This is a genomic window from Pseudomonas entomophila (assembly GCF_023277925.1).
GTDB lineage: Bacteria > Pseudomonadota > Gammaproteobacteria > Pseudomonadales > Pseudomonadaceae > Aquipseudomonas > Aquipseudomonas entomophila_D.
Genome location: NZ_CP063832.1, coordinates 2,310,001 through 2,336,723, shown reverse-complemented (window position 1 = coordinate 2,336,723; position 26,723 = coordinate 2,310,001). Strand labels below are relative to the sequence as shown.

General features: G+C 65.1%; 25 protein-coding genes (1 of these 25 running past the window's edge). 13 read left to right on the top strand and 12 right to left on the bottom strand.

Translation table 11 applies throughout. The annotated features are described in order from the left end of the window. The first annotated feature begins 4 nt into the window (after window positions 1–4). The 4 genes from IM733_RS10140 to IM733_RS10125 are packed head-to-tail and all read left to right on the top strand — an operon-like array spanning window position 5 to window position 3,901. Window positions 5–772, top strand: a complete 768-nt coding sequence (locus IM733_RS10140) for an SDR family NAD(P)-dependent oxidoreductase (RefSeq protein WP_248920729.1) — start codon at window positions 5–7, stop codon at window positions 770–772. A 12-nt stretch (window positions 773–784) separates the two neighbouring features. Continuing rightward, window positions 785–1,978, top strand: coding sequence for an acetyl-CoA C-acyltransferase (locus IM733_RS10135; protein WP_248920728.1), 1,194 nt, complete (start codon window positions 785–787; stop codon window positions 1,976–1,978). Between the two features lie 8 nt (window positions 1,979–1,986). Next, the gene (locus tag IM733_RS10130) at window positions 1,987–3,114 is read left to right on the top strand and encodes an acyl-CoA dehydrogenase (RefSeq protein ID WP_248920727.1); all 1,128 of its coding nucleotides are present in this window, start codon (window positions 1,987–1,989) and stop codon (window positions 3,112–3,114) included. A 13-nt stretch (window positions 3,115–3,127) separates the two neighbouring features. Beyond that, entirely contained in the window at window positions 3,128–3,901 is a 774-nt protein-coding gene (locus tag IM733_RS10125) for an enoyl-CoA hydratase (protein WP_248920726.1), read from the top strand. Between the two features lie 34 nt (window positions 3,902–3,935). Here IM733_RS10125 and IM733_RS10120 read toward each other — a convergent pair whose 3' ends face one another. Continuing rightward, window positions 3,936–8,480 carry a DUF6543 domain-containing protein gene (locus IM733_RS10120; protein ID WP_248920725.1) on the bottom strand — a complete coding sequence of 1,515 codons (4,545 nt, stop codon included), beginning with the start codon at window positions 8,478–8,480 and terminating at the stop codon, window positions 3,936–3,938. 435 nt (window positions 8,481–8,915) lie between these two features. Here IM733_RS10120 and IM733_RS10115 point away from each other — a divergent pair, with 435 nt between their 5' ends. The 5 genes from IM733_RS10115 (at window position 8,916) to IM733_RS10095 (ending at window position 12,576) form a co-directional block, all read left to right on the top strand. Then, entirely contained in the window at window positions 8,916–9,320 is a 405-nt protein-coding gene (locus IM733_RS10115) for a TraR/DksA family transcriptional regulator (protein WP_050704989.1), read from the top strand. A gap of 165 nt (window positions 9,321–9,485) precedes the next feature. Further along, window positions 9,486–11,081: a methyl-accepting chemotaxis protein gene (locus tag IM733_RS10110; RefSeq protein WP_432760419.1), complete on the top strand. Its 1,596-nt coding sequence runs from the start codon at window positions 9,486–9,488 to the stop codon at window positions 11,079–11,081. Between the two features lie 116 nt (window positions 11,082–11,197). Then, entirely contained in the window at window positions 11,198–11,392 is a 195-nt protein-coding gene (locus IM733_RS10105; protein ID WP_248920723.1) for a hypothetical protein, read from the top strand. Window positions 11,393–11,899: 507 nt separating this feature from the next. Beyond that, window positions 11,900–12,370 carry a hypothetical protein gene (locus IM733_RS10100; protein WP_213657525.1) on the top strand — a complete coding sequence of 157 codons (471 nt, stop codon included), beginning with the start codon at window positions 11,900–11,902 and terminating at the stop codon, window positions 12,368–12,370. Continuing rightward, the gene (locus IM733_RS10095; RefSeq protein ID WP_248920722.1) at window positions 12,367–12,576 is read left to right on the top strand and encodes a hypothetical protein; all 210 of its coding nucleotides are present in this window, start codon (window positions 12,367–12,369) and stop codon (window positions 12,574–12,576) included. Before IM733_RS10100 ends, IM733_RS10095 begins: the two co-directional genes overlap by 4 nt. Window positions 12,577–12,669: 93 nt before the next feature. Here the strand turns inward: IM733_RS10095 and IM733_RS10090 are convergent, their stop codons facing one another. From IM733_RS10090 to IM733_RS10060, 7 genes are all read right to left on the bottom strand, one after another. Beyond that, on the bottom strand, window positions 12,670–13,035 hold the full coding sequence (locus IM733_RS10090; protein ID WP_248920721.1) for a Na+/H+ antiporter subunit G: 366 nt from the start codon (window positions 13,033–13,035) through the stop codon (window positions 12,670–12,672). Further along, window positions 13,032–13,310, bottom strand: coding sequence for a K+/H+ antiporter subunit F (locus IM733_RS10085; protein WP_248920720.1), 279 nt, complete (start codon window positions 13,308–13,310; stop codon window positions 13,032–13,034). The genes IM733_RS10090 and IM733_RS10085 overlap by 4 nt, the downstream gene beginning before the upstream one ends. After that, window positions 13,307–13,795 carry a Na+/H+ antiporter subunit E gene (locus IM733_RS10080; protein ID WP_248920719.1) on the bottom strand — a complete coding sequence of 163 codons (489 nt, stop codon included), beginning with the start codon at window positions 13,793–13,795 and terminating at the stop codon, window positions 13,307–13,309. Before IM733_RS10080 ends, IM733_RS10085 begins: the two co-directional genes overlap by 4 nt. Then, a complete protein-coding gene (locus tag IM733_RS10075; RefSeq protein WP_248920718.1) occupies window positions 13,792–15,471 on the bottom strand; it encodes a monovalent cation/H+ antiporter subunit D in 1,680 nt (559 codons plus the stop codon). The genes IM733_RS10080 and IM733_RS10075 overlap by 4 nt, the downstream gene beginning before the upstream one ends. Beyond that, the gene (locus IM733_RS10070) at window positions 15,468–15,812 is read right to left on the bottom strand and encodes a Na+/H+ antiporter subunit C (RefSeq protein WP_028690551.1); all 345 of its coding nucleotides are present in this window, start codon (window positions 15,810–15,812) and stop codon (window positions 15,468–15,470) included. The genes IM733_RS10075 and IM733_RS10070 overlap by 4 nt, the downstream gene beginning before the upstream one ends. Further along, window positions 15,812–18,718, bottom strand: coding sequence for a monovalent cation/H+ antiporter subunit A (locus tag IM733_RS10065; protein WP_248920717.1), 2,907 nt, complete (start codon window positions 18,716–18,718; stop codon window positions 15,812–15,814). Before IM733_RS10065 ends, IM733_RS10070 begins: the two co-directional genes overlap by 1 nt. Before the next feature lie 255 nt (window positions 18,719–18,973). Then, a complete protein-coding gene (locus IM733_RS10060; RefSeq protein ID WP_248920716.1) occupies window positions 18,974–19,918 on the bottom strand; it encodes a DMT family transporter in 945 nt (314 codons plus the stop codon). 84 nt (window positions 19,919–20,002) lie between these two features. Here IM733_RS10060 and IM733_RS10055 point away from each other — a divergent pair, with 84 nt between their 5' ends. Further along, window positions 20,003–20,566 carry a helix-turn-helix domain-containing protein gene (locus tag IM733_RS10055; protein ID WP_248920715.1) on the top strand — a complete coding sequence of 188 codons (564 nt, stop codon included), beginning with the start codon at window positions 20,003–20,005 and terminating at the stop codon, window positions 20,564–20,566. Between the two features lie 4 nt (window positions 20,567–20,570). Here the strand turns inward: IM733_RS10055 and IM733_RS10050 are convergent, their stop codons facing one another. Then, entirely contained in the window at window positions 20,571–21,119 is a 549-nt protein-coding gene (locus tag IM733_RS10050; protein WP_248920714.1) for a cysteine hydrolase family protein, read from the bottom strand. Between the two features lie 82 nt (window positions 21,120–21,201). Here IM733_RS10050 and IM733_RS10045 point away from each other — a divergent pair, with 82 nt between their 5' ends. Further along, window positions 21,202–22,179, top strand: coding sequence for a GlxA family transcriptional regulator (locus IM733_RS10045; protein ID WP_248920713.1), 978 nt, complete (start codon window positions 21,202–21,204; stop codon window positions 22,177–22,179). Here the strand turns inward: IM733_RS10045 and soxR are convergent. Next, the gene (soxR, locus tag IM733_RS10040) at window positions 22,146–22,634 is read right to left on the bottom strand and encodes a redox-sensitive transcriptional activator SoxR (RefSeq protein WP_248920712.1); all 489 of its coding nucleotides are present in this window, start codon (window positions 22,632–22,634) and stop codon (window positions 22,146–22,148) included. The two genes, IM733_RS10045 and soxR, sit on opposite strands and share 34 nt — an antisense overlap. Before the next feature lie 87 nt (window positions 22,635–22,721). On the opposite strand from soxR, the gene IM733_RS10035 reads away from it, so the two are divergent. Then, window positions 22,722–23,102 (top strand): antibiotic biosynthesis monooxygenase, encoded by a 381-nt coding sequence (locus IM733_RS10035; protein ID WP_248920711.1) that lies wholly within the window; start codon window positions 22,722–22,724, stop codon window positions 23,100–23,102. Here IM733_RS10035 and IM733_RS10030 read toward each other — a convergent pair. Both IM733_RS10030 and IM733_RS10025 read right to left on the bottom strand, forming a co-directional pair. After that, window positions 23,081–23,851, bottom strand: coding sequence for an alpha/beta hydrolase family protein (locus IM733_RS10030; RefSeq protein ID WP_248920710.1), 771 nt, complete (start codon window positions 23,849–23,851; stop codon window positions 23,081–23,083). The genes IM733_RS10035 and IM733_RS10030 overlap by 22 nt on opposite strands. Next, window positions 23,835–24,947 (bottom strand): DUF3182 family protein, encoded by a 1,113-nt coding sequence (locus IM733_RS10025; protein ID WP_248920709.1) that lies wholly within the window; start codon window positions 24,945–24,947, stop codon window positions 23,835–23,837. The genes IM733_RS10030 and IM733_RS10025 overlap by 17 nt, the downstream gene beginning before the upstream one ends. Window positions 24,948–25,143: 196 nt before the next feature. Between IM733_RS10025 and IM733_RS10020 the strand changes: the two genes are divergently transcribed. Then, on the top strand, window positions 25,144–26,723 hold the 5' portion of the coding sequence (locus tag IM733_RS10020; protein WP_248920708.1) for an aminopeptidase P family protein. The gene runs 223 nt beyond the window's last position; only the first 1,580 of its 1,803 coding nucleotides appear in the window; it begins with the start codon at window positions 25,144–25,146; the stop codon falls past the right edge of the window.

The window sequence follows — 26,723 nt, the reverse complement described above, 5'->3', positions numbered from 1 at the left end:
CGATATGCAAATCCCCCACAAGCACTTCATCGTCAGCGGCGCGGCCTCGGGCCTGGGCGCCGCCACCGCGCAGATGCTCATCGAGGCCGGCGCCAAGGTCATGCTGGTCGACCTCAATGCCGCCGCCGTCGAGGCCAAGGCCACCGAGCTGGGCGCCAACGCCCGCTTCGCGGTGGCCGACATCAGCGACGAACAGGCCGCCAAGGCGGCGGTCGATGCCGCTGTCAGCGCCTTCGGCAGCCTGCACGGGCTGGTCAACTGCGCAGGCATCGTCGGTGCCGAGAAAGTCCTGGGCAAGAACGGCCCGCATGCCCTGGGCAGCTTCGCCAAGGTCATCAACGTCAACCTGATCGGCAGCTTCAACCTGCTGCGCCTGGCTGCCGCGGCCATGGCCGAAGGCCAGGCGGACGAGGGCGGCGAGCGTGGCGTGATCATCAATACCGCCTCCATCGCTGCCTACGATGGCCAGATCGGCCAGGCGGCCTATGCCGCTTCCAAGGGGGCCATCGCCAGCCTCACCCTGCCGGCCGCCCGTGAACTGGCGCGCTTCGGCATTCGGGTGATGACCATCGCCCCCGGCATTTTCGAAACCCCCATGATGGCCGGCATGACCGAGGAAGTACGTGCCTCGCTGTCCGCTGGCGTGCCATTCCCGCCACGCCTGGGCCGCCCGCAGGAATACGCGGCGTTGGCCCGCCATATCATCGAGAACAGCATGCTCAACGGCGAAGTGATCCGCCTCGACGGCGCGCTGCGCATGGCTGCCAAGTAAGGAGAACCGAACATGAGCCTGAACCACGATCCTATTGTCATCGTCAGCGCCGTGCGCACGCCCATGGGCGGCCTGCAGGGCGACCTCAAGAGCCTGACCGCGCCACAACTGGGCAGCGCGGCGATCCGCGCCGCCGTCGAGCGCGCCGGCATCGATGCCGCCAGCGTCGGGGAAGTGCTGTTCGGCTGCGTGCTGCCGGCCGGGCAGGGCCAGGCACCGGCGCGCCAGGCGGCCTTGGGCGCCGGGCTGGACAAGCACACCACCTGTACCACGCTGAACAAGATGTGCGGCTCGGGCATGCAGGCGGCGATCCTGGCCCATGACCAATTGCTGGCCGGCAGCGCCGACGTGATCGTCGCCGGTGGCATGGAGAGCATGACCAACGCCCCCTACTTGCTGGACAAGGCCCGAGGTGGCTACCGCATGGGCCACGGCAAGATCATCGACCACATGTTCATGGATGGCCTGGAAGACGCCTACGACAAGGGGCGCCTGATGGGCACCTTCGCCGAGGACTGCGCGCAGAAGGGTGACTTCAGCCGCGAAGCCCAGGACAACTTCGCCATCGCCTCGCTGACCCGCGCGCAGGACGCCATCAAGAACGGCCGCTTCGCTGCCGAGATCGTCCCGGTGGAAGTCACCGAGGATAAGGAAAAGCGCGTTATCAAGGATGACGAACAGCCGCCCAAGGCGCGCCTGGACAAGATCCCGCAGCTCAAGCCGGCCTTCCGCGAAGGCGGCACCGTGACCGCTGCCAACTCCAGCTCGATCTCCGACGGCGCCGCGGCGCTGGTGCTGATGCGCCGCTCCGAAGCCGAGAAACGGGGCCTGAAACCTCTGGCGGTGATCCATGGCCATGCGGCTTTCGCCGACACCCCGGCGCTGTTCCCCACCGCCCCCATCGGTGCCATCGACAAACTGATGAAGCGCACCGGCTGGAACCTGGCTGAAGTGGACCTGTTCGAGATCAACGAGGCGTTCGCCGTGGTCACCCTGGCGGCCATGAAGCACCTCGACCTGCCCCATGACAAGGTCAACATCCATGGCGGCGCCTGCGCCCTGGGCCATCCGATCGGTGCTTCGGGCGCGCGCATCCTGGTGACCCTGCTGTCGGCCCTGCGTCAGAACAACCTGCGTCGTGGCGTGGCGGCCATCTGCATCGGCGGTGGCGAGGCCACGGCCATGGCCGTCGAGTGCCTGTACTGAGGTGAACCATGTTGGTAACTGACGAGCAACAACAGATCGCCGACGCTGTGCGCGGGTTCGCCCAGGAACGCCTGAAACCCTTCGCTGAGCAGTGGGACAAGGAACACCGTTTCCCCAAGGAAGCCATCGAGGAGATGGCCGAGCTGGGCCTGTTCGGCATGCTGGTGCCGGAGCAGTACGGTGGTAGCGACACGGGTTATGTGGCCTATGCCATGGCCCTGGAAGAAATCGCCGCCGGCGACGGTGCCTGTTCGACCATCATGAGCGTGCACAACTCGGTGGGCTGCGTGCCGATCCTCAAGTTCGGCAGCGAGGCACAGAAGCAGCAGTTCCTCACGCCGCTGGCCACGGGGGCGATGCTTGGCGCGTTCGCCCTGACCGAACCCCAGGCCGGCTCCGACGCCAGCAGCCTGAAGGCGCGCGCGCGCCTGGACGGTGACCACTACGTGCTCAATGGCAGCAAGCAGTTCATCACCTCCGGGCAGAATGCCGGGGTGGTGATCGTCTTCGCCGTCACCGACCCTGATGCCGGCAAGCGTGGCATCAGCGCCTTCATCGTGCCCACTGACGCCCCCGGCTACCAGGTGGCGCGGGTCGAGGACAAGCTCGGCCAGCACGCCTCCGACACCTGCCAGATCGTCTTCGACAATGTGCGGGTGCCGGTGGCCAACCGCTTGGGCGAAGAAGGGCAGGGCTACAAGATCGCCCTGGCCAACCTCGAAGGCGGGCGCATTGGCATCGCCTCGCAAGCAGTGGGCATGGCCCGCGCCGCCTTTGAGGTGGCCCGCGACTACGCCAACGAACGCCAGAGCTTCGGCAAGCCGCTGATCGAGCACCAGGCCGTGGCCTTCCGCCTGGCCGACATGGCAACGAAGATCGCCGTGGCCCGGCAGATGGTGCTGCACGCCGCAGCCCTGCGCGATGCCGGGCGCCCGGCACTGGTCGAGGCCTCGATGGCCAAGCTTTTCGCCTCGGAAATGGCCGAAAAGGTCTGTTCGGATGCCTTGCAGACGCTCGGTGGTTATGGCTATCTGAGCGACTTCCCGCTGGAGCGCATCTACCGCGATGTGCGGGTCTGCCAGATCTACGAAGGCACCAGCGACATTCAGCGCATGGTCATTGCGCGCAATCTTTGAAGGAGCAGTCTGCATGGCATTCGAAACCATCCTGTTGGACATCCACGGCAAGGTCGGCCTGATCACCCTCAACCGCCCGCAGGCGCTCAACGCCCTGAACGCGCAGATCGTCGGCGAGATCAACCAGGCCCTGGACCAGCTCGAGCGTGACCCGAACATCGGCTGTGTGGTGCTGACCGGCTCCGCCAAGGCCTTCGCCGCGGGTGCCGACATCAAGGAAATGGCTGAACTGAAGTACCCGCAGATCTACGTCGACGACCTGTTCAGCGACGCCGACCGCATCGCCAACCGGCGCAAGCCGATCATCGCCGCGGTGTCGGGCTTCGCCCTGGGTGGCGGCTGCGAGCTGGCGATGATGTGCGACTTCATCCTCGCCGCCGACAATGCCAAGTTCGGCCAGCCGGAAATCAACCTGGGTGTGCTGCCGGGCATGGGCGGTACCCAGCGCCTGACCCGCGCCGTAGGCAAGGCCAAGGCTATGGAACTGTGCCTGACCGGTCGCCTGATGGGCGCCGAGGAAGCCGAGCGCGCCGGCCTGGTGGCACGCATCGTGCCGCAAGCCGAGCTGGTTGAAGAGGCGTTGAAGGTGGCCGCGACCATCGCCGGTAAATCGATCCCGGTGAGCATGATGGTCAAGGAGAGCGTCAACCGGGCGTTCGAAGTCACCCTGAGTGAGGGCGTGCGCTTCGAGCGCCGGGTGTTCCACGCCGCCTTCGCCACTGAGGATCAGAAGGAAGGCATGGCCGCCTTTATCGCGAAGCGCGAAGCGCAGTTCAACGACCGTTGAGCGCGGGCCCTTGAGCTGCAGCGGCCTTGCCGACTCATAGCGAGAAGAAGTACTTGGCCGCTGCAGCGCTGGAGATGGACCCACGGTGGATCGCTATCGGTTTGCCGGTAGTCGGGTCGATCGTGGTACTCCCTGCCTGTTGGCGTTGCGCGGCGGTTTTCAGGTGGCCAGCGAGGAACTGGGACTTGTCGGTGTCGAGCGCCGCGTAATGGAAGTGGGCGTACCACAGCGGCTGCTGCTGGTAGCGGATCACATACTCGTCAAGATAATCGGCTGCACGCCCCTTTACTTTGGCCAGCAACTTACGCACACCAAGCCTGTGAGCAGTGACTTTGTCGTTGTCGATCAGATACTGCACTTCCCCCATCCTGGGGGGCTGCCGCAATGCCGCCTGGGTTCGTAGTTCGTCTGCCTGGCTCTCCAGTGTCAGGCTCAAGTCGTTCAGCGCCTTGGTGATACGTGCCGCGTCCTGGTCTGCGGCGGCCTCGTCGGTCTGGTTGTCATCGGTCAAGTGCTGTTCGATGGCATTCGACTGCTCCATCAGCCGCTTCTTCTGCGACATCAGCAAGTCATATATCTCGACGGGCTGATAGCTGGATGATTGGGCGCGTTGAAGTAGCTCTAGCTCAGTGCGTGCGCGGGTCATCAGTTTGCCACTGTCCTTGAGCAGGCTTTTCAGTCCTGTCTTGGAGGGGCGTGTCGGTACATTGGTGGGAGCGATCTCGATACTGGCTTCGTTCTCCCTGCGGTAGGCGACGGGAGGACTGTCCGGATCGGCGCCGGCGACATCGACAATGGTGTCATCGCCTTCGCGAGGGACGCCCAGCATCAGCCCGTGGTCTTCAGTTTCGATCAAGCCGGGAACGTGCTTGCGCAGTTGCGCAACGGTGATGGAGGGGGGGTAGTCTGGGTATTCGGCCAGCTCGACACGGACTTTTTCCTTTATGTAGGCCACGTCTTTCTCGATTTGTTCGAGTAACGTGGGGGCGTCGTCGTCCTGGGAGCGTTCCTTGAAGTTGGCCAGCTGTCGTTTGGCATCGTTCAGCCATTCGTCGATGCCCTTGAGCAGACGCGTGGCCAGTTCGGCGTTCGGTTGGTCCAGCGCCGCCAGCTGCCTGTGCTGGCTGATCGCGCGTCCCACATTGTCATTGGCCAGGCTTAGCCAGAAGGCACTGCCGGTCGGGTTGCTGTTGTCGATCGGGTGGCGAGTGAAAAGCTGGTTGAAGTGGTTTTCCAGGCGCAGGTAGCGGCAGGTGAACGGGGCGTCTGGGCTGGTCCAGGTCTGCTTGAGCGTTTCAAACATCTTCTGGATGCTGTCCTGGCCGCGGTTGGTCAGTTTCTTGAGCGCCATGTGGATCTCGCTCATGGCGTCTGCATTGACCACCATCTGGTCGATCAACGGGGACAGCTCGGCGAGACGTCGGCTGTAGATGGCCAGGTCAGAGGGGGTCATGCTGCCTTTGTAACTGCTGAGGAATTGGGCAAGCTGCTTGCGGCGAGGCGTGCACAGGCGTTTGAGGGTCAGGTTGACCATCTGTTCGCTAAGTGCGCGCTGGGTCAGGGCGTTGGCGCGCTCCACCTTGAAGCCGTTGCGTGGTGACAGGGCGTTGCGGGTGTTCAGGCGCTCCAGATGGGCTTCCCAGAACAAGGATGCGTCCTGGCAGGACTTGAGGTGACCCCGCAGAACTGCGTCGGAGGTGCTGTCAGCGAACTTTGCCGCATCGGCCCGCATGAGTTTCAGCTGCGCCAGGCCTTGTGCCAGGTCGCTGTCGAGCTGCTGGTCGAGATCGACCAGCGCCTGGCGGTTCGCCTCACGCAGGCGCTCTATGCGCGATCCTGAGCGCGTGCCGCCACGCAGGCGCAGGCGCACGTCGAGCTGCCAGCGGCCTGCCTCGTCACGCATCAGCCAAGGCCCCAGTTGCGGTTCGGCGGTATTGCTGACGATGCGTGGCTCTCCACCCGACTCGTCGAGCACGACTTTGTACACCTTGCCTTGCAGGTGCACCCAGCATTCATCCTGCGCCAGGTACAGGCCTGCCAGATGCCCGGATGGAATCGGCGCGCCAAGGGACTGCACGCTGACATCGGCGTGCAAGGCCTCCAGTTCCGAGCGCCGCTGAGCATCCAGAGTGGGGGCGGGGCTTGCCCAGTTGAAGTCCGCGGCATCGGCGGATGGTGCGGTGACAATGTGTGCGGGTTTAATCAGGATCGCCGATGTGGTGTCGGGTACCTCTCGGGCCAAGGGACCTTCCTGGCCTTCTTCCAGTTTCAATTGCCAGGAGGTGTGGGACAGCAGTAGCAACGCAACGTTGAGCAGCAAGTTGACCATGGCGATGCGATGGCCCTCGGGGTCACGATTACTGACTGACTCGACGGCCTGAACCAAGGCGACTTCCATCTGCACGAGCCAACCGACCTTGCCCAGTGTGCTGCCAGCCAGGGGGAGCAGCGTATTGAACAACAGCCAGCCCAGTTCCTTCCAGCTGTTCCAGCGCGTTTCGGCGCTAGTGCTGGCGTGTGCCTGGAACCGCTGAATAGACTCCTGGACGCTCGCCAGGTAAATAGCGTTGCCAATATCGTCGACGGCGGCTTCGAGGCTCAGGGTGGCCGGTGGGGGCGTGCCGAAGGGCACCGCGAAGGTGTCGTCCAGGGGGTAGAACACGTGAGGTTCGAGGAAACCGCCGTGCGCGTAGACCTTGCGGTCTGCTTCCGGCAGGCGTTGCAGGATGTCATCCTGCAGTGCGCCAGGGGTACTCAGGGCGACAAACAGCGCCAGGCGGTCATCGTATTGCAGCAACGGCTGCTGGTGCAGCGGGCGATAGAGCAGACATGGGCTTGCATCCGGTGTCGCCAACTCGATGATCCAGGCATTGAGAGGATGATCAGCAGAGGCGTCGACCTGCTTGAGCAGCCCCAGTGGACGCATCACCCAATGATTCTCGCCATCACTGACGGTCGCGTTGAAAATCTGTGCCACACCTTTGACGCAGACTTCGCTGATACCCATCCCGCGCAGATGCTGCTCCATTGCCAGGGCCGGCAACTGTTTGCGTAGCTGATCGCCCAGCAGCTTCTGGCGGGTCCGCTGCTGTTCGACGTCGTCCAGCAGTTTGCCGCGCAACATTCGCGGGTATGCGCTGGCGATGTCCAGCTCGGTGACGAGGGTGCGCAGATAGTTTTCATTCATCCATTCGGGCAAGGGGGCCGTGGTCTTCGACGCCAGTTCCACACGGCCGGGTTTGAGCAGGCCGAGATTACCGATTGCCAGTTCGGCAAAGCTGAACTCCACTATTTGCGTGTCGCCCGAGGCAAACAGGGCATCTTGTCCAGCCGCCGCCGCCGCGGTCACCTGATGGTTGATGATCCGTACATCTTCGGGCAGCAGTGCGCTACCAGGATGGTCGGTGGCAAAGCGCTGGGCCAGCTGGCGGTTCGCAAAGGCCTGTGCGGTGTCGACACCATCGAGCCAGAACTCGCCATCGGCATCATGGTAGGCCTGGGCCACATCGACCAGCATCTGCGCGTAGTGCACCTGGTCATCCACCTTGGCGTCCCTTAACCATGCCGGTAGATGTTGGCTCAGGGTCAGGCGTTGAGCGCGCTCCTTGCGATCGCACAGGTCGACCAGGGATGTCAATCGATCGAGATCCTGGCTCAATGGCAGTGCGTACGCCTCCCCATGGTACTTACGGGAAACCACGTCGGCGACGCGCAGCTGCTGTTGGAGCAGTTCCAGTGCCTGGGCCTCGAAGGGGGCCTCTGCCAGCGGCACAATGTGCACCTTGTGTGGGGCCGTCGTGTCATTGGCAGGCCAGAGTCTGTTGAATATCGCCAGCATGGTCGGGCGAGAAGGGAACACCAGCAATTTGCCGACCAGCGTATACAGCAGGGTACTTGAGCCCGTTGTGCTGGTGCGCTCGATGAGCAGGGCGCTGCCCAGGTCAACATCGATCTTGCTGATGGAGGAGAAGTCGGTGCTCAAGAGTGCGACCGAAGTCCCCACCATAGTAGGCGCGGGACGCGCCGTTTTTGAGAGTAGCTGGTTTACGTTGGCGGCCTCCAGAGCGCTCAGTCTGTTGTCTTGGATATTGCAAGCAACAGTCTTCTCAAACTGTTTCTGCAGGTGGTCGGCATACCATTGCCACGGTGTTTGTCCGCCGCTATCGAAATTACCCCAAAACTCCACCAGCTCTTCACGGTAGCGCTCAAGCAACAGGGGGCCGCATTCGTTGATCAGCAGCTCGACGGCATGCAAGTCGATGTCCACGGCCCACGTTGGGTTGTCCACGGCATGGCTGCTGATGAAGTCTTCGCCCTGCGTCAAGTTGAGGGTGGCGCGCCCACAGAATCGTTCGATCAGCGCGAACGCCAGCGGGCGAATCCAGGCACCCGAACCGCCAGGGCGGCGGCTGATCAAGTGCAGCGTCAAGGGGTCGTGGGACAAGCCAATCCGACGTTGTTGCCATTGTTCACTTAGCATGCTGCTGGCGATATCACCCAGCATGGGGCGGCCTTGGAATCGCTTGGCGACGGCGCAATCCAGATCGCTGAATTCGAGAAGTTGTTGCTGCAGGTTCATTGTGTGAGACTCCGGTGTTCTGAAGCCTGATGAGACGGTAGATACACCACGCTCAGGTGGTACTTGGGTATCGCCCGGATTGCTTCTGGGGGCTCGTGCCGAGTTCTCCGTGGCTGGCCATGGGCCGGCAAGGCAAAACGTCAGGCATCAAGAAGAGCGCTTGCCAGGGTTTGGCCGGCCAAATGGTGGGGCCGACATATCGTCGGCCCATGCTTTATGAGGCGCGCAACGTCAGAAATGTAAGTAGCCAGTTGGCGGATTCCTTGCCGATTCGGCCAAATCGCCGTCATTTCTGTTGCCCACCGTCGCTTGGCGCCTTAGACTGCCGCCCCCTGTAAAAGAGTGCCGGTTGGCGCTTGAAGAATTCCGCTGCCGGCGAAGCATCGCAGGCAGCACCCGAATCGCCCAAATGCACATTTTTTCATAGAGAAATCGATGACCAAGGAACAGTTGCTGGCCATGTCGGCCGATGACTACATGAATGCCGAACAGCTCGCGTTCTTCACCAAGCTGCTGCAAGCGATGAAAGTCGAAACGCACGAGCGCATCGAACTCAGCCGCACGTCCATCGAAAGCCTGGACAGCCCCTCGGATCCTGCTGATGTGGCATCGGTCGAGGAAGAGCGTACCTGGCTGGTCAACGCCATCGACCGTGACCAGCGCCTGCTGCCGCAGTTGGAGATGGCCCTGGACCGCATCGCCGACGAAAGCTTCGGCTGGTGTGATGACAGCGGCGAGCCGATTGGCCTGAAACGCCTGCTGATCAGCCCAACCACCAAGTACTGCATCGAAGCCCAGGAGCGTCACGAGCAGCTCGACCGCCACCAGCGGCAGATCTGATCCAGCACCCTGCGCGAGGCCCCACGGAGCGATCCCTGGGGCCTTCGTGTTTTCTTGCCCTGTATCAACGGGGAGCCGGCTTGCATCCAAGTGGGCGTGGATAATGGCGTTATAGTGGCGTTTAATGACGTCACAATAACGACATGCGGATGGACCACGACGATGATGCGAGAAGGATCTCTGCCGGCCAGCGAATTACCAAAGGCCGACCCAGCCCGTGCAGGCGCCGCCGTTGCCCTGCTGCAGGGCGTCGCGCTGTGCGCGGTGCTGGTGGCCATGGCGTTCGTCGGGCTGCCCTTGTACCTGGCCTTGCCGCTGTCGCTTCTGGCGCTGTGGCTGCCGCGTGGGCGCAAGGTGGCCGCCGTGCAGCCGGCATCGACGCCGCCCCAGGACGGCTCGCTGCTCCAGGAACTGGCCCGTGGCACCAGCCACAATGCTCTGTCGGCCGCCGCGGTGGCGCATTCGGTGCAGCAACTGGCGGCTCGGGTGCAATCACAGCTGGGGGCTGCCCAGGAGATCGTTGGCAGCGCCGAGATCATGATCACCACCGAGGAGCAGACTGCCCAGCTCAGCCAGCAGGCGCTGCAAGCCGCTCGTTCCGCCCACGGCAGCAGCGTGGCCGGCAGCGAGGTACTGGCCGAGTCCATCCAGTGCATGCGCGAGCTGAGTGCGCGCGCCTCGGCCAGCCGCGAGCTGATCGAGGCCCTGCATCAGCGCAGCGAGGATATCGCCCGGGTCACCCTGGTGATCCAGGGCATTGCCAGCCAGACCAACCTGCTGGCGCTCAACGCCGCCATCGAAGCGGCGCGGGCCGGCGAGCATGGCCGTGGTTTCGCGGTGGTGGCCGACGAGGTGCGCGGCCTGGCCGGCCGTACCTCCAGCGCCACCGAAGAGGTCGGCCAGATGGTCACGGACATTCAGGCGCGCACCGCCCAGGTGGTGGCGCAGATCCGGACGCTGGCCGAGGACCTGGGCAAGGGTGTCGGTCAGGTCGAGCAGGCTGGGGGGCAACTGGCGCAGATTGCCAGCCTGGCGGCCAGTGTCGAGGGCCAGGTGAGCGAGATCGCCGGAGGGACCCAGGTCAACCAGGCCCAGCTCGATACCCTGTTCCAGGCCGTGGCCCAGGTGCGCGGCGACCTGGAGGTCAGCGACCAGCAGACCCGGCGCCTGGCCAAGGCGGCGGTGCAGATGGAGGGCCAGGTGGAAAGCCTCAGCGAACGGCTGGCCGAGGTCGGCCTGGACGCCTACCATCAGCGGGTGTTCGAACTGGCGCAGGCGGGCGCGCGGCAGATTGGCGAGCGTTTTGAGGCGGACATCGCCCAGGGGCGTATCGGCCTGGACGATCTGTTCGACCGCCAGTACCGGCCGGTTGCCGGTATGCAGCCACCGCGTTTCACCACGCGCTTCGACCACTACACCGATACCGTGCTGCCACAGCTCCAGGAGCCGTTGCTGCAGCACGACGGGCTGGTGTATGCCATCGCCTGCACCCAGCAGGGCTATGTGCCGACCCACAACAATGCCTTCAACCAGCCAATGACTGGCGATATCGCCCACGACACGGCGCACAACCGCAGCAAGCGCATGTTCGACGACCGTACGGGCGCCCGCTGTGGCAGCCACCAGCAGCGGGTGCTGCTGCAGACCTACACGCGGGACACCGGTGAACTGATGCACGACCTGTCGGTGCCGATCTTCGTCGCTGGGCGCCACTGGGGCGGCCTGCGTCTGGGATACAGGCCGGAACCCGGGCTCGACTGAGGCGGTTTGTTGCCCACAATGCAACACTGCTGTACCGCGTTGCGCTTTATTTGCGTCATGATCAGGCCGTATCATGCACACATCGTTAGGTTGCTAATTAAATTCCGGAGGGAATGATGACTAGCCGAGTCGATGTAGCCGTGATGATCGGCAGTGGTGTGCCACGGTCCTTGCAGGCCCTGGGCAAAAGGGCGTGCTGGGTGGTGTTGGTTGACGGCGAACGCCGTGGCACGGCCTTCGCCAGCCGTGGCGAGGCCCTGGAATGCCAGGCTGCGTGGCAACAGCAACTGGACAAGAGCCACGCGGCGTGAAGCCTCAGCCCGCCAGGTGGCGTGCGAGCTCCCAGGCGTCCTGGTAGCGTTGGCGGAATCCGTGGACTTTGCCCGAGTGAGTTTCAGTGATGTGGAAGAAACCGATACCGGCGGCCACGACGCTATATCGGGATATGCCGGGCACGGCCGTGCGACAAGAAATGCTACGTGCCTCTCGACGGAATTCGGTGTTTTCGTGCATATTCGTGTACCTGTAATTCGCGATGAAGGGTTGGGGCACACCTGAGCTGAAGTGTCGCCCTCAGTAGTCGCATCTTTCCTGACCTTTAGCTGTCAGGTATTACGTTTCCTATTTTGCGGATAGTTTGCCGAAACACGCCGGATGTTCCAGCGGGGAAGTGTTCCCTGCTTGGCGTATCGTTCGTGTGCGTGGATCTTCGCTTACCGAATCCATGGTCCATCGGACTTCGACTTTGAGTGGCTGCCACCCCACGCCCAGCGGCGTGCGCGGTGCGGCCTGCTGTAATTGATGTGAGGAGCTTTTCATTGGCAGTCAGTACTCTGGATACCCATGCGTTGTTTGCCCTGGGCGATTTGCGCGCCAAGCTGGTCAAGTTGTTCCAGGGGCGCTTCGTGTATGTCACCGAGCAAAACCCGGAAGGCCTGTACATGGCCGAGATCGATACCGACGACGCCCTGGTGGTTGATGACAAACAGCGCCTGGAGCTGAAAGTGGGTGACCACTTCCGCGCCGCCGTGCTGCCCAGCCGCGAAGGCGGCAAACTCGAACTGCGTTTTCGCGAGATCAAGTTCAATGTGTACGGGCAGGGCGACTATGCCTTTGTTTCCGTACCGGAAGGCGAGGCCATCGTGTTCCGTGAAGGGCAGGGCGTGATGCTGGTGTTCGCGGCCCAGCAGCAGGTCCAGGAAGGCCTGGGCAAACTGCTCAAGGCGGTGACCGGCAAGGTCGCCAAATGGCGCAAGGGCGAGCTGACCACCTTCAAGGCCAGCGAGTGAGCGACGAGGACACGCTCGCTTCGCGGGCCGACTTCCATCGTCAGCATCAGGCCCGTGCGGTCGAGCAGGCCGAACGCCTGCTTGGGCGCCGCAATGAACTACAAGGGGCCTGGCTGGCCTGGCTGGCCAGCGAGCTCTACCAGATGAGCCCGCCGCCTTTCGTCGCCATGGTGCGACGCGAGTTGCAACGCCTGAGCCAGGCCTGACGATTGTTCTACACGTTTCCCTGAAGGCTACCTTGCGGCCTTTTCGCGGCGCAAGGGCGCACCCACAAGCGGCGTGCGCGCCTTGAAGCAGCCTCAATTACCGCGATCGCGCCCGCTGCTGACTTCTTCTGGCACGTCCTCGCCCGAGGTACGCTTACGAAACAACGCGGCCCTGGCCAGCAGTAGAGTGGTCACCGGTACGGTGATCGACAGCAGGATCGGGATCAGCCAGGCGTGCAGCACCGGGCTCTGCTTGAGCGCCGAGAAGTACAGGATCGAGGCCAGCGCCACGCACCAGGCGCCGATGGTGGAGGCTAGCGCAGGTGGGTGCATGCGCTGGAAGTACTCTTTCAGGCGCACCAGGCCGATGGCGCCGATCAGGGCGAACAGGCTGCCGATGAGCATTAGGGCTGCCGTGATCAGTTCCAGCCAGAACGGCAATACCATGGTTTCGTTCATTCGATCACCTCGCCACGCAGGAGGAACTTGGCCAGGGCGAAGGAGCCGACGAAGCCGAACAGAGCAATCATCAAAGCGCCTTCGAAGTAGGTATCACTGGCATAGCGGATCCCCAGCACCAGCATCATCAGCATGCCGAGGATGTACAGGTAGTCCAGGGCCAGCACCCGGTCCTGGGCGGACGGGCCGCGGAATAGCCGGATCAGCGTCAGGCCCATGGCCAGAGCGAAGATGAACAGGCTGGCGAGGACTGCGTTGGCGAGCAGGGCGCTCATTCGAAGATCTCCATCAGCGGGCGCTCATAGGTGTGTTTGAAATGCTCGATGAACGCCGGTTCATCGCCCAGGTCGAACACGTGCAGCAGCAGTACGCTGCGGTCCAGGGCCAGCTCCGACCAGATGGTGCCTGGGACCACGGTGGTGATCATCGACAGCGCCGCCAGGCCATGGGCGTCGCGCAGGTCCAGCGGGATGTGCACGAATGCCGAGCGCGGTGGCGTGCCGCTGGCACGCAGCACGCCACGGGCGACCTGAAGGTTGGAATGGATCACGTCAAGGCCGACCCGGCAGATGAGCTTGGCGATCACCCAGGGCCGACGCACGTGGGCGTGTTGCGGGCGCAGCGGAGCCATAAGGATCGGTGCGAGGATGCCCAGCACGGCCCCCAGCAGCAGGTTGCCCGAGCTGACCGAGAGGTTGAGCAGCAGCCACAGCATGAACAGCGCGACGGACAGCAGCGGCGCGGGGAACAGTCGGTTCATGGCTGTGCCTCCAGGCTGGCGGTGGTCGGGCCGGGTACTGGCCGCGTCGCCATCACCGCCTTGATGTAGGCCTCCGGCGTGCGCAGGCTGGCGGCGGTGTCCTGGGTGTAGCGCAGCAGCGGCTCGGCCTTGAGGCTGAGGAAGATACACAGGCTCAGGAGGATCACGATGGGTACGCACTCATAGCGGCGCAGTACCGGGGAGGGGCGTTCCTCGGGCTTCCAGAAACGCTGGATGCCGACGCGGCCGAAGGCGATCAGCGAGGCCATGCCGGACAGCACCAGCAGGGTGACCAAGGTCCAGCTCGCGGTGCCCAGTGGCTGCGCCGGGGCGACGCCCAGGCCTTGCGGGTTGAACAGCGCGCTGATCAGGTTGAGTTTGCCGATGAAGCCCGACAGCGGCGGCATGCCGATGATCAGCAGGGCGCAGGCGATGAAGCTCAGGCCCAGGAAGGCCATGGTCCAGGGAATGATCTGGCCGATCACCACCTGCTGCTCGTCGTCCAGGTTGATGCCCTTGGGTGGATGCAGCGACTCCAGTGGCGAGGGCATTGCGTCCTCTTCATCGTCCAGCGGCGCTTCGTTGGCCGAGCGCGAGCGCTCCACCAGCTCGGCCAGCAGGAACAGTGCGCACAGGGCCAGGGTGGAGCTTGCCAGGTAGAACAACGCGGCGCCGGTCAGGACCGACTGGCCGAAGCCGATGGCCGCCAGCAGCGTGCCAGCGGACATCAGGATGCTCAGGGCCGCCAGGCGCTCCAGGCGCTGGGCGGCGAGGATCGACATGGCCGCCACAGCCAGGGTCGCCAGGCCGCCGTACACCAGCCAGTCACCACCGAAGAACGCCGAGGCGCCCGCCTGGCCGGAGAACAGTAGTGTCCACATGCGCAAGATGGCGTACAGGCCGACCTTGGTCATGATCGCGAACAGCGCGGCCACCGGCGCGCTGGCCGACGAATAGGCCGGCACCAGCCAGAAGTTCAACGGCCACATCCCGGCCTTGGCCAGGAAGGCGATGGCCAGGATCGCCGCGCCGGCATGCAGCAGGCCGCGGTCGGCTTCCGGCACCAGCGGCACTTTCAACGCCAGGTCGGCCATATTCAGGGTGCCGGTCACGCCATAGAGCATGGCCGCGCCGACCAGGAACAGCGACGAAGCGAACAGGTTGATGGCGATGTAGTGCAGCCCGGCCTTGACCCGCGCCCGCCCCGAGCCATGCAGCAGCAGGCCATAGGAAGCTGCCAGCAGCACTTCGAAGAACACGAACAGGTTGAACAGGTCGGCGGTGAGGAAGGCACCGTACAGGCCCATCAGCTGGATCTGGAACAGTGCGTGGAAGCTGGCCCCGGCACCGTCCCAGCGTGCTCGGGCGAACAGCAGGGCGCTCAAACCGACGATGCCGGTCAGGGTCAGCAGCAGCGCCGACAGGTGATCGACCACCAGGGCGATGCCGAACGGCGCCGGCCAGTTGCCCGGCAGGTAGACGCCGATGGACTCGGCCTGGCCCTGGGTGCGCACCCACATCAGCAAGGTGACGGCGATGCCCAGGCCGAGGGCGGTGGACAGCAGGTTCAGGCGCGCCTTGAGCCAGCGGTGTTTTTCGCCGATCAGCAGCATCAACGATGCGGTGATCAGCGGCAGCAGGATCGGCGCGATGATCAGTTGGTTCATCCCGCTCATTCTTCACGCTCCCGGCCATCGACGTGGTCGGTCCCGGTCAGACCGCGGGAGGCCAGCAGCACCACCAGGAACAGCGCGGTCATGGCGAAGCTGATGACGATCGCGGTGAGCACCAGCGCCTGGGGCAGCGGGTCGGTGTAGTGCAGCAGGTCGTGGGGCACGCCGTCCTTGATGATCGGCTCCTTGCCGATGAACAGGCTGCCCATGCTGAAGATGAACAGGTTGACCCCGTAGGACAGCAGGCACAGGCCCATGATTACCTGGTAGGTTCGTGGGCGCAGGACCAGCCAGACCCCGGAGGCGGCCAGGACGCCGATGGCGACTGCAATGACTTCTTCCATCAGGCGGCTCCTGCTTGGCTGGACTTGGCGGGGCGGTAGGCACGCACCGACTGGTGGGCCAGGGCGGTGAGGATGAGCAGGGTCGAGCCGACCACCACGGTGTACACGCCGATGTCGAAGAACAGTGCGCTGGCCACATGCACGTCACCCAGCAGCGGCAGGTGCAGATGCGCGGTGTGGGTGGTCAGGAACGGGTAGCCCAGCAGCATCGCCCCGGCGCCGGTGAGGGTGGCGCAGAGCAGGCCGGTGCCCATCCAGCGCAGCGGACGCAGGCTCATCTGCGCCTCCACCCACTGGGTGCCGGCGACCATGTACTGCAGGATGAACGCCACCGACATCACCAGGCCGGCGACGAAACCGCCACCTGGCTGGTTGTGCCCGCGCATGAACAGGTACATCGACACCAGCAGGGCAATCGGCAGTAGCAGGCGCACCAGGGCGGCGGGCACCATCATGAAACCGAGCGCGGTGTCGGTGGCCTGGCGCGGGTTGACCAGGTCGGTGACCACGTCCGGCGCCAGCTGACGCTGCTGGGCCGGCAACTGCATGCTCTCCTTCGGTGGGCGGAAGCGGCGCAGCAGGGCGAACACGGTCAGCGCCACGGCCACCAGCACGGTGACCTCGCCGAGGGTGTCGAAGCCGCGGAAGTCCACCAGCATCACGTTGACCACGTTGCTGCCGCCGCCTTGGGGCAGGGCGCGGCTGAGGTAGAACGATGAGATGTCGTTGGGCGTCGGACGGGTCAGCATGGCGTAGGATAGCAGCGCCATTCCGCCGCCAACCAGCACCGCCAGCACCAGGTCGCGCAGGCGCCGCAGGCGCGCGCGGTCCTGGCTGCCGGGCAGCGGCGACACGCCCTCGATACGCCGTGGCAGCCAGCGCAGGCCAAGCAGGATCAGCACGGTGGTGACCACTTCGACCGCCAGTTGGGTCAGTGCCAGGTCAGGCGCGGAGAACCAGACGAAGGTGATGCAGGTCATCAGGCCGCAGACGCCGACCATGATCAAGGCCGCCAGGCGGTGGTACTTGGCCTGGTAGGCGGCGCCGATGGCGCAGGCAATGGCAATCAGCCAGAGTGCGACGAAGACTCCGGAGCCCGGGATCTTCGGTCGGTCGCCCCAGCTCAGGCCGCTGTACAGCAGCGGTACCAGGCCGGCGACGAATGCCGCCAGCACCAGCATGAACAGCTGGGTCTGCAGGCGTCGGGTGGTTAGCAGGCGCTCGACGCGCCGGGCCAGGAGCATCAGGCGCACCAGGCAGTGCTCGAACAGGCGCTTGCCGTTGAAACGCTCGATCAGCGGCGGGTAGGGGAAGCGTCCGCGTTGCAGCTGCTTGCGCAGCAGTAGGTAGAGGACGATGCCGCCGGTCATGGCGATCAGGCTCATCATCAGCGGCGCGTTCCAGCCGTGCCAGATGGCCAGGCTGTATTCCGGCAGGACGCCGCCCACTACTGGTGTGGCGGCGGCGGCCAGTAGCGGGCCGACCGATTGTGCCGGGAAGATGCCGACCACCAGACAGGTGAGCACCAGCAGCTCGACTGGCGCGCGCATCCAGCGTGGCGGCTCGTGGGGCGTGTGCGGCAGGTCGTGGGCGGGCGGGCCGAAGAACACGTCGACGGTGAAGCGCAGCGCGTAGGCCACGCTGAAGGTCCCGGCCAGCGTGGCGATCACCGGCAGGGCCGCTTCGACCCAGGCGCTGGAGGTGATGAACACAGTCTCGGCGAAGAACATCTCCTTGGACAGGAAGCCGTTCATCAAAGGCACGCCGGCCATCGAGGCGCTGGCGACCATGGCCAGGGTCGCGGTGAACGGCACCAGGCGGAACAGACCGCTCAGGCGGCGGATGTCACGGGTGCCGCTTTCGTGGTCGATGATCCCCGCGGCCATGAACAGCGAGGCCTTGAAGGTGGCGTGGTTGAGGATGTGGAACACCGCGGCGACCGCCGCCAGCGGGCTGTTCAGGCCCAGCAGCAGGGTGATCAGGCCCAGGTGGCTGATGGTCGAATAGGCCAGCAGGCCCTTGAGATCGTTCTGGAACATCGCGGCGAAGGCGCCGAGCAGCAGGGTGGCGGCGCCGGCGCCGCCGACGATCCAGAACCATTCCTCGCTGCCCGACAGCGCCGGCCACAGCCGTGCCAGCAGGAACACCCCGGCCTTGACCATGGTCGCCGAGTGCAGGTAAGCCGAGACGGGGGTGGGCGCCGCCATGGCATGGGGCAGCCAGAACTGGAAGGGGAATTGCGCGCTCTTGCTCAGGGCGCCGATCAGGATGAGGGGCAGCAGCACTGGGTACAGCGCATGCTGGCGGATGGTGTCACTGGCAGCCAGGACCTTGTCCAGGTCATAGCTGCCGACCACATGGCCGAGCAGCAAGGCCCCGACCAACAGGCACAAGCCGCCGGCCCCCGTGACCATCAACGCCATGTAGGCGCCGCGCCGGGCGTCGGCGCGGTGGTGCCAGTAGCCGATCAGCAGGAAGGAGAACAGGCTGGTCAGCTCCCAGAAGAACACCAGCTGGATCAGGTTGCCGGAGATCACCAGGCCGAGCATGGCGCCCATGAAGGCCAGGAAAAAGGCGAAGAAGCGCGGCACCGGATCCTGGGGTGACATGTAGTAGCGGGCGTACAGCGACACCAGGGTGCCGATGCCCAGCACCAGCAGGCTGAACAGCCAGGCGAAGCCGTCCATGCGCAGGACCAGGTTCAGGCCCAGGCTCGGCAGCCAGAGGAATTCCTCGCGGATCACCCCGCCATCGGCGATCTGGGGGTACAGCAACGCCACCTGGACGGTGCCGACCAGAGCCACGAGCCCGGCAAGAATGGACTCGGCGTTGCGTGCGTTGTGCGGCAGGAGTGCCGCCAGGCAACTGCCCAGGAAGGGCAGAAGCAGTAGCACAATCAATGACATAGCGTTCTGTTCTGAGAAGTTTGCCAAGGATCATACGTGCCGGGCGGTTGATCACCAACACGCAAGCGATTGCAGGATCCTACAAATGTGCTGTGACAAGCTGTTTTTTTATAACAGTTTCTTTCAGAGCATAGCGGCTGATCGTGTGCTCGTGGGGCTGCATGCAAACCATGCGCATTCCCTGTGGGCGCACGCTGGCCGCGTAATCAGAGTTCTCTGCGCGACAGCGCAGCCCAACGTGGGCCGTGCAGGGTGCTACAACCCCGCCTCGCGCTCGCGGGCCTCATCATTCTGCAAGGTGTCGGCCTCGTCCTGGCGACGGATCTTCAGCTCGCTCACCACCACCGCCAGCACGATCAGCAGCCCGCCGATCAGCGCCACGCCCGGCAGGCGCTCACCGGCGATGCGCCCGACGATGCCGGCCCACACCGGCTCGCCGGCGTAGATCAGCGTGGCGCGGGTGGGCGAGACCGATTTCTGCGCCCAGTTCATCGCCACCTGGATCACCGCGCTCATGGCCCCCAGGCCCACCGCGCTGGCCAACAGCAGCCAGGAAAAGCCTGGGAGCTGTTCCTGGGTCGGCACGATCATCAGGAACGACAGCGCCGAAGCGGTAGCCAGTTGCACCACGGTGACCCGGCGTACATCAACTTTGCCGGCGTAACGGCTGATCAGGATGATCTCGCCGGCGATCGCCACGGCGCTGACCAGCGTCACCAGTTCGCCTTCGCTGAAGTGCAGCGCGCCGCCCTCGGGGCCGGCCAGTAGCATCAGGCCGACGAAGGCCAGGCCGATGCCCAGGCTTGGCATCAGGCCTGGGCGGCGGCCCAGCACCAGCCATTGCAGCAGCGGCACGAAGGGCACGTAGAGCGCGGTAATGAACGCCGACTGGCTGCTGCTGATGGTCTGCAGGCCCATGGTCTGCAAGCCGTAGCCGAGCATGATCGACACGCCGATGAGCACGCCGGCCTTGAGCTCGGTGAAGGTCAGCCCCGACAGCGAGCGGGCCGATACCAGGCCGACGAACAGGGCGGCGGCGGCAAAGCGCAAACCAACGAAGAACATCGGCCCGCTGACGGTCATGACGTTGTGCACGATCAGGAAGGTACCGCCCCAGAGCACGGTGATGAACACCAGCACCAGTTCGGCCTTGCTCAGGCGCAAGGTGACAGTGGGTTTGCGGACGGGGGCCTGGGTCATGGTCTTGCACACTCGGAAGGGGCGGCGCACAATTCGCCACAAAGTGGGCAGTATACTGCGCAATCCCTACCAGTGAGCAATATAGTGCACAAAGATTCCGAGCACCGGGCATCGGTGCTGCAGCATGTCAGCCAGAACGTTCGTCGCCTGCGTGGCGACGCCGGCCTGAGCCAGGCCGCCCTGGCCGAGCGCTCCGGGGTCAGCCGGCGGATGCTGGTGGCCATCGAGGCGGGCGAGAAGAATGTCAGCCTCACCACTCTGGACCTCATCGCCGAAGCGCTCGGTGTGGCATTCAGCACCCTGATCCAGGCACCGGACCGGCGTGACCCCAGTCGCATCGAAGAGCTGGCCTGGGCTGGTGTGCATCCCGCCAGCCGCGCCGTGCTGCTCGGCAGCAGCCCGGCGCGACGGGAAGTCGAGTTGTGGGAGTGGACCCTGGCGCCCGGCGAGTGCTACGCCAGCGAAGCCGACGCCGCCGGCTGGAGCGAGCAGATCTATGTGGCCGAAGGTCGCCTGACCCTGATTATCGAAGAGGGGGAGCGGCAACTGGGTAAGGGCGAGTTCTTCGTCTTCCCCAGCGACTGCCGCTACGCCTACCGCAACGATGGCCAGGAGCCGGTGCGTTTCGTGCGCAACGTGGTGATCTGAACCCTCAACCGGCCAGCAGCTCGTCGGTACTGGCCACTCTGGCATAGGCGAACGCCAGCGCAGCCATCGCCGAGGCATGTACATCGGCCGCCGCCACCGACTTGCCGTCAAACTCAAGTGCCAATGTCGCGCAGGCATCGTGGGCTACGCTGACCTCATAGCCTAAGTCGGCGGCGGCGCGGGTCGCGGCATCGATGCACATGTGGCTCATGTTGCCGGCGATGGTCAGTGTCTTGATGCCGTGCTGGTCGAGCAGCGCCTGCAGGTGGGTGTCGCGGAAGCTGTTGACCTTGTGCTTGAGCACCACCGCCTCGCCGGCTGCCGGCACGACCTTGGGGTGGATCTGCGCGCCGGCCGAATCCGGCGCGAAGAAAGGCGCGTCGGCGCTCTCGAACTCATGGCGCACATGCACCACCAGGTCCTCACGCTCACGGGCGGCGGCCAGCAACCGGGCGGCGTTGTCGGCGGCCGTGTCGGCGCCGTTCAGGGGCCATTTGCCACCGGGGAAGTAGTCGTTCTGGATATCGATGATGATCAGGGCGCGCTTGCTCATGGTGCCTCCTGCGGCAGTAGTGATGAACTGCCGATAGTTATAGGCTTGGGCGACCTGATCGAGGATAGGCGCGAGCGACACAATGACGGCAAAAACTGACAGCCTGGAAATCGGCGTGCTGATCTATCCCGGCGCGCAGAGCGCGGCGGTGCACGGCCTGACCGACCTGTTCGCGGTCGCCAACCGGGTCGCCGCGCAGCTGGGCGCCCACGATCTGCCGGTGCTGCGGGTCACCCATTGGCAGCTCGACGCGTCAGCGCAGTTGCAGGTGGTGCATGATAGCCAGCCGGCGAACGGCCATGCGCTACGGGCCCTGATGATTCCTCCGAGCCTGGCGGCGACCCCTTCGGCCGAGGTGCTGCTGGCCCATCGGGCCGCGCTTTGCCAGGTGCACGGCCAGGGTACCGTGCTGGCCTCGGTATGCATCGGTGTGTTTCTTGTTGCCGGCAGCGGTCTGCTGGATGGCCGGGTGGCCTGCACCCACTGGAACTATGCCCAGGCCCTCAGCGAACGCTTCCCCAAGGTGCGGGTGCAAGGCAGCCAGCCACTGCTCGACGACGGCGATATCGTTACCTCTGCCGGGCTGATGGCCTGGACCGATCTCGGCCTGCACCTGATCGAGCGCTTTCTCGGCCACAGCCTGGCCCGCGAAACGGCCCGCTATCTTGCGGTCGAGCCCGCGCCGGCGCCGTTGCCCGGCGCGTTGTTCCAGCCGCGCCTGGATCATGGCGACGAGGCTGTGCTGAAGGTGCAGCACTGGTTGCAGGCAGAGGAGGCCCGCGATGCCGGCCTGGCCGACATGGCCGGTTGCGCGGGCCTCGAGCCGCGCACCTTCCTGCGTCGCTTTCGCGCCGCCACCGGTCTGCGCCCCACCGAGTACGCGCAGCAGGTGCGGGTCGGCCGGGCCTGCCGCTTGCTGGAGTTCACCCGGCGCAGCGTCGACCAGATTGCCTGGGGCGTCGGCTACCAGGACCCCAGCGCCTTTCGCAAGGTGTTCCAGCGCCTGACCGGGATGACCCCCAGCGACTACCGGCGGCGCTTCGCGGTCATCAGCGGCTGAGCTTCGCTGGTGGTCGGGTGCGGCCCCGGGCCTTCATCGGCGAGGCGGTCGTGGTGGTTGCGCAGCGGGCATTCCTTTAACGACATGCAGCCACAGCCTATGCAGCCGTCGAGCTGATCGCGCAGCATCACCAGCTCGTCGATGCGCCGGCTCAGGTCGTCGCGCCAGCGCGCCGACAGGCGCTGCCAGTCGGCGGCGGTAGGGGTGTGATCGCACGGCAGGGCCTCCAGGGCGCCGGCGATGTCGGCCAGGGCGATGCCCAGGCGCTGGGCCATTTTGATCACCGCGACCCGGCGCAGCATGGCCCGTGGATAGCGGCGCTGGTTGCCGGCGTTGCGGGTGCTGTGGATCAGGCCCTTGGTCTCGTAGAAGTGCAGGGCGGTCACGGCCACACCGCTGCGCGCGGCGAGCTGGCCGACGCTGAGCAGGCGCTCCTGGGCGGAAGGGGGCTTCATCGGCAAAAAATCCTTGACCTTGAGTTAGCTGGAGGTTTTACCCTCCACGACCATCTGCTGCAAGAGCCCGAAACGAGGAGATGCGTCATGGCGGCTAACACCCATTCCCTGTGGTTCACCCAGATGATCGAGTACGACGTGCCACCTTTGCGCCAGGCCGCCCTGGCCGAGGCCCTGGTGGTGCGCAGCGAGCACCTGGCGCAACGCTGCGACGGATTGCTGAGCGTCAGCATCCAGGTCAGCGACGACGGTCGCCGGGTGCTCCAGCATCTGCGCTGGCAATCACGCCAGGCCTGGGCCGCTGCCGCAGGCTGCTTTATCGAGGAGCCATTCCTCGATCTGCTGGGCGAGCACCAGGCCCGTGGCGTGAACTTCGCCGCGTTCCAGACGCTGCGCAGCCTGGTGCGTGGCGCCGACGGCGGCCTGCATTGCCAGCTGGGCAGTACTCAGGCGTACCAGGGTGCGTAGTGCGGGTAGCGGTCCAGGCGCGCGCCGATGACCATCTCGCCTATCCAGGCCGTGAGTATGGCGCTGTAGGCTTTCTGGCTCTCTTCGCTGGACAACGCATGGTCGGCGCCGTCGACCAGGCGGTGGGTCATCGAGTGGGCGCCGACGAAGGCCGAGCGGTAGCTCATCAGTGTGCTGTGCGGCACGTAGTCGTCCTGTTCGGACTCCACCAGCAGCACGTCGCCGGCGAACTCGGCGCAGGCGGCCAGGGCGCGGTTGTCGGCCGGGCCCAGGTCACGCAGGCGGTAGGCGTTGAGCCGCTGGCGATCGAGGGCCTGCTTGGGCGCATCCCATTCATCGTCCCAGTAGAGGGCCGGCACCCTCAGCGCCAGCCATTTGACTGGCCGGTGACGGGTGAGCAGGGTGGCCAGGTAGCCGCCATAGCTGCTGCCGATCACGGCGATGGCGCCGGGATCGACCGACGGGTGGCTGGTCAGCCGGTCGTAGGCGGCCAGCAGGTCGGCCAGGTTCTGCTCGCGGGTGACGGTCAGGCGCTGGCTCTCGGTCTTTTCATGGCCGCGCAGGTCGAAGGTCATGCACACGCAGCCGAGCCCGGTGATCTGCCGGGCACGGGCCAGGTCGCGCTGCTGGCTGCCGCCCCAGCCATGGACGAAGAGGATTCCCGGCATGCGGCTGCCTGGGCTGACCAGTGTGCCGACGATGTTGTCGCCCTCGACGTGCAGTTCCACGGTTTCACTCTCGATGGTCATGGTCGCGTATCCGTGCATATTTACTGAGTTGTCCAAGTTCACTGTCGTGGCCCTGATAGAACAGGGTGGCGTCGGCGGGCAACTGTGCTTCACCGAAGACCTCGTGGGTCGACGCGCATAGTTGGTCCAGGCGCGGATCGGCGGCGAAAGCCTCCAGCGCGAGGACTTCGGCGGGGCTGGCGCCGCCTAGGCGCCAGGATTGCTCTAGCACACCGCTGCGCAGGTGGCCATGGTGGTCCTGACCGCGGGCGATGTCGTAGTTGCGACGTGAGGCGATGAAGCCCGGCATGTAGCGCTCGGCGGCCTCTTCGTAGGTCATGGCCTGGTTGATGGCCAGGCGCAGGTGGCCCTCGAGCGGCAACTGCAGCAACTGCTGGTAGTCGCCGCGCACGATCACCAGGTCGGAGCCGCCATACACCTCGGCGCCCGCATGATCGCGGGTGAGGTGCTGGATGCCGTGATAGCTCAGGGTCAGCCCGGCCACTCGCACCTGGCCGACGCTGAAGGTCTCGACCGCGTCGAGGTCTTCCTCCAGCACCAACCCCCACAGACCCAGTTGCTGTTCATCCATCGCCGCCAGCAGCGGCTCCAGAGCCTGGCCATCGATGATCACCTGCTGGCCCCGGCCGGCGCAGGCCTGTACCGGCTTGATGCGCACCGGCCCTTCGCGCAGCAGCAGTTCGGCGGCGCGGCGGGCATCGGCCTTGCAGAACACGGTATAGCCACGCAGCAGGGCGTCGCTGGCATGCAGGGCGAAGGCGTCGGTCCAGCCGAGCGGGAAACTAGCGTCGGCCGGCAGCGGGTGGGAGATGGCCTTGGTGGCCATGTGCGGATGGCTGACCATGCCGCCAAACAGGTCCTGCTCGCCCTGAATGCCCAACAGCGCCTGGCGCGTCGGATCGACCAAGGTTGCGGTCGGCACATAGTAGCAGCGCGCATCCGCGCAGGGCGGCGGAGCTGGTTCGATCCGCTCGATGCCCAGCAGGCGTGCCAGGTGCTCGGCGATTCTGAGAAGGGTCGTCTGTTCGTGCTCCGGCGTGTGCTCGCGGGTGTCGAGCAGCACGACAGCATTTTTCGGTTCGCGTGAGTGGGGCATGGCCGACCTCGCGTACGCACGGGTACTCAAGGGTTGTGAAGGTCCGCGGTCGGTTTAGTTCAGGAGGATGGATCGACGGTCGGCAGGACAGTTGGGGCAATGCATGCCTGGTTACGGTCGTGGTGATTGCGGGCGCTTGCAGGCTGTTCCATTATCAGCGTCCTGGACCCGTCGTCACCTATCCGCAGGAGTGCGCATGAACAGTCAGTCCCCCCTTCACGAATCCGTCCCGGCGCGCCTTGCCCGTGTGCGCGAGGTCATGGCACGGGAGGGTGTGGATGCCCTGCTGGTGCCTTCGGCTGACCCGCACCTGTCCGAGTACCTGCCGGGGTACTGGCAGGGGCGGCAGTGGCTGTCCGGGTTCCTCGGTTCGGTGGGGACGCTGGTGGTGACGGCGGACTTTGCCGGGTTGTGGGCCGACAGCCGTTACTGGGAGCAGGCGAACAAGGAGCTGGCCGGCAGCGGCATCGAGCTGATGAAGCTGCGCCCGGGCCAGCCCGGGGCGCTGGAATGGCTGGGGGCGGAAGTGAACGGCACCGTCGCGGTGGACGGCGCGGTCATGGCCCTGGCCTCGGCGCGCCAACTGGGCGAGCGCTTGCAGGCGCGTGGCGCGACGTTGCGCACCGATCACGACCTGCTGGATCAGGTATGGGCTGACCGTCCCTCGTTGCCGGGCAATCCGGTGTACCAGCACCTGCCACCCCATGCCACGGTCAACCGTGCGCAGAAGCTCGACGAATTGCGCAGCACGCTGCGGGAAAAGGGCGCCGACTGGCATTTCATCGCCACCCTCGACGACATCGCCTGGCTGTTTAACCTGCGCGGCAGCGATGTCTCCTACAACCCCGTGTTTGTTTCCTTCGCGCTGGTCAGCCAGGACAAGGCGTTCCTGTTTGTTGGCCGAGACAAGGTCGATGACCACCTGCGTCGGGTGCTGGCGGCCGATGGCATCGAAGTCCGCGACTACGCCAAGGTCAATGACGCACTGACGGCGATTCCGGCTGCGGCGAGCCTGCTGGTGGACCCGGCGCGGGTCACCCGTGGCTTGCTGGACAACCTGCACGAGCAGGTGCGGCTGATCGAGAGTGTCAACCCGACCACCCTGAGCAAGTCGCGCAAGGGTGAGGGGGATCTTTTTCATATCCGCAAGGCCATGGAGGAGGATGGCGCGGCGCTGTGCGAATTCTTTGCCTGGTTCGAAGCGACCCTCGGCAAGCAACCGATCACTGAGCTGACCATCGACGACCAGTTGAGCGCGGCCCGTGCCCGCCGCCCTGGCTTTGTATCGCTGAGTTTTTCCACCATCGCGGCCTACAACGCCAACGGCGCGATGCCGCATTATCGCGCCACCGAAGAGTCCCACGCCGTGATCGAAGGCAATGGCCTACTGTTGATCGACTCGGGCGGCCAGTACCTGGGCGGGACCACCGACATCACCCGTATGGTGCCGATCGGCGAGCCGAGCCATGAGCAGAAGGCCGATTGCTCCCGGGTGCTCAAGGGCATGATTGCCCTGTCGCGGGCCCGCTTCCCACGCGGAATACTCTCGCCGCTGCTCGATGCTATAGCCCGGGCCCCGATCTGGGCCGATCAGGTCGAGTACGGCCATGGCACCGGTCATGGTGTCGGCTACTTCATGAATGTGCACGAAGGCCCGCAGGTGATCGCCTACCAGGCCGCGACCACACCGCAGACGGCCATGCAGCCCGGCATGATCAGCTCCATCGAGCCTGGGACCTATCGCCCGGGGCAGTGGGGAGTGCGGATCGAGAACCT

What these genes read in the sequence shown, in the direction of transcription:
- IM733_RS10120 (WP_248920725.1), bottom strand. Translation starts at nt 8,480, where the DNA reads ATGAACCTGCAGCAACAACTTCTCGAATTCAGCGATCTGGATTGCGCC.
- IM733_RS10080 (WP_248920719.1), bottom strand. Translation starts at nt 13,795, where the DNA reads ATGAACCGACTGTTCCCCGCGCCGCTGCTGTCCGTCGCGCTGTTCATG.
- IM733_RS10105 (WP_248920723.1), top strand. Translation starts at nt 11,198, where the DNA reads ATGACTAGCCGAGTCGATGTAGCCGTGATGATCGGCAGTGGTGTGCCA.
- IM733_RS10085 (WP_248920720.1), bottom strand. Translation starts at nt 13,310, where the DNA reads ATGAGCGCCCTGCTCGCCAACGCAGTCCTCGCCAGCCTGTTCATCTTC.
- IM733_RS10115 (WP_050704989.1), top strand. Translation starts at nt 8,916, where the DNA reads ATGACCAAGGAACAGTTGCTGGCCATGTCGGCCGATGACTACATGAAT.
- IM733_RS10070 (WP_028690551.1), bottom strand. Translation starts at nt 15,812, where the DNA reads ATGGAAGAAGTCATTGCAGTCGCCATCGGCGTCCTGGCCGCCTCCGGG.
- IM733_RS10075 (WP_248920718.1), bottom strand. Translation starts at nt 15,471, where the DNA reads ATGAGCGGGATGAACCAACTGATCATCGCGCCGATCCTGCTGCCGCTG.
- IM733_RS10035 (WP_248920711.1), top strand. Translation starts at nt 22,722, where the DNA reads ATGGCGGCTAACACCCATTCCCTGTGGTTCACCCAGATGATCGAGTAC.
- IM733_RS10130 (WP_248920727.1), top strand. Translation starts at nt 1,987, where the DNA reads ATGTTGGTAACTGACGAGCAACAACAGATCGCCGACGCTGTGCGCGGG.
- IM733_RS10125 (WP_248920726.1), top strand. Translation starts at nt 3,128, where the DNA reads ATGGCATTCGAAACCATCCTGTTGGACATCCACGGCAAGGTCGGCCTG.
- IM733_RS10060 (WP_248920716.1), bottom strand. Translation starts at nt 19,918, where the DNA reads ATGACCCAGGCCCCCGTCCGCAAACCCACTGTCACCTTGCGCCTGAGC.
- IM733_RS10140 (WP_248920729.1), top strand. Translation starts at nt 5, where the DNA reads ATGCAAATCCCCCACAAGCACTTCATCGTCAGCGGCGCGGCCTCGGGC.
- soxR (WP_248920712.1), bottom strand. Translation starts at nt 22,634, where the DNA reads ATGAAGCCCCCTTCCGCCCAGGAGCGCCTGCTCAGCGTCGGCCAGCTC.
- IM733_RS10050 (WP_248920714.1), bottom strand. Translation starts at nt 21,119, where the DNA reads ATGAGCAAGCGCGCCCTGATCATCATCGATATCCAGAACGACTACTTC.
- IM733_RS10030 (WP_248920710.1), bottom strand. Translation starts at nt 23,851, where the DNA reads ATGACCATCGAGAGTGAAACCGTGGAACTGCACGTCGAGGGCGACAAC.
- IM733_RS10110 (WP_432760419.1), top strand. Translation starts at nt 9,486, where the DNA reads ATGCGAGAAGGATCTCTGCCGGCCAGCGAATTACCAAAGGCCGACCCA.
- IM733_RS10045 (WP_248920713.1), top strand. Translation starts at nt 21,202, where the DNA reads ATGACGGCAAAAACTGACAGCCTGGAAATCGGCGTGCTGATCTATCCC.
- IM733_RS10135 (WP_248920728.1), top strand. Translation starts at nt 785, where the DNA reads ATGAGCCTGAACCACGATCCTATTGTCATCGTCAGCGCCGTGCGCACG.
- IM733_RS10025 (WP_248920709.1), bottom strand. Translation starts at nt 24,947, where the DNA reads ATGCCCCACTCACGCGAACCGAAAAATGCTGTCGTGCTGCTCGACACC.
- IM733_RS10065 (WP_248920717.1), bottom strand. Translation starts at nt 18,718, where the DNA reads ATGTCATTGATTGTGCTACTGCTTCTGCCCTTCCTGGGCAGTTGCCTG.
- IM733_RS10090 (WP_248920721.1), bottom strand. Translation starts at nt 13,035, where the DNA reads ATGAACGAAACCATGGTATTGCCGTTCTGGCTGGAACTGATCACGGCA.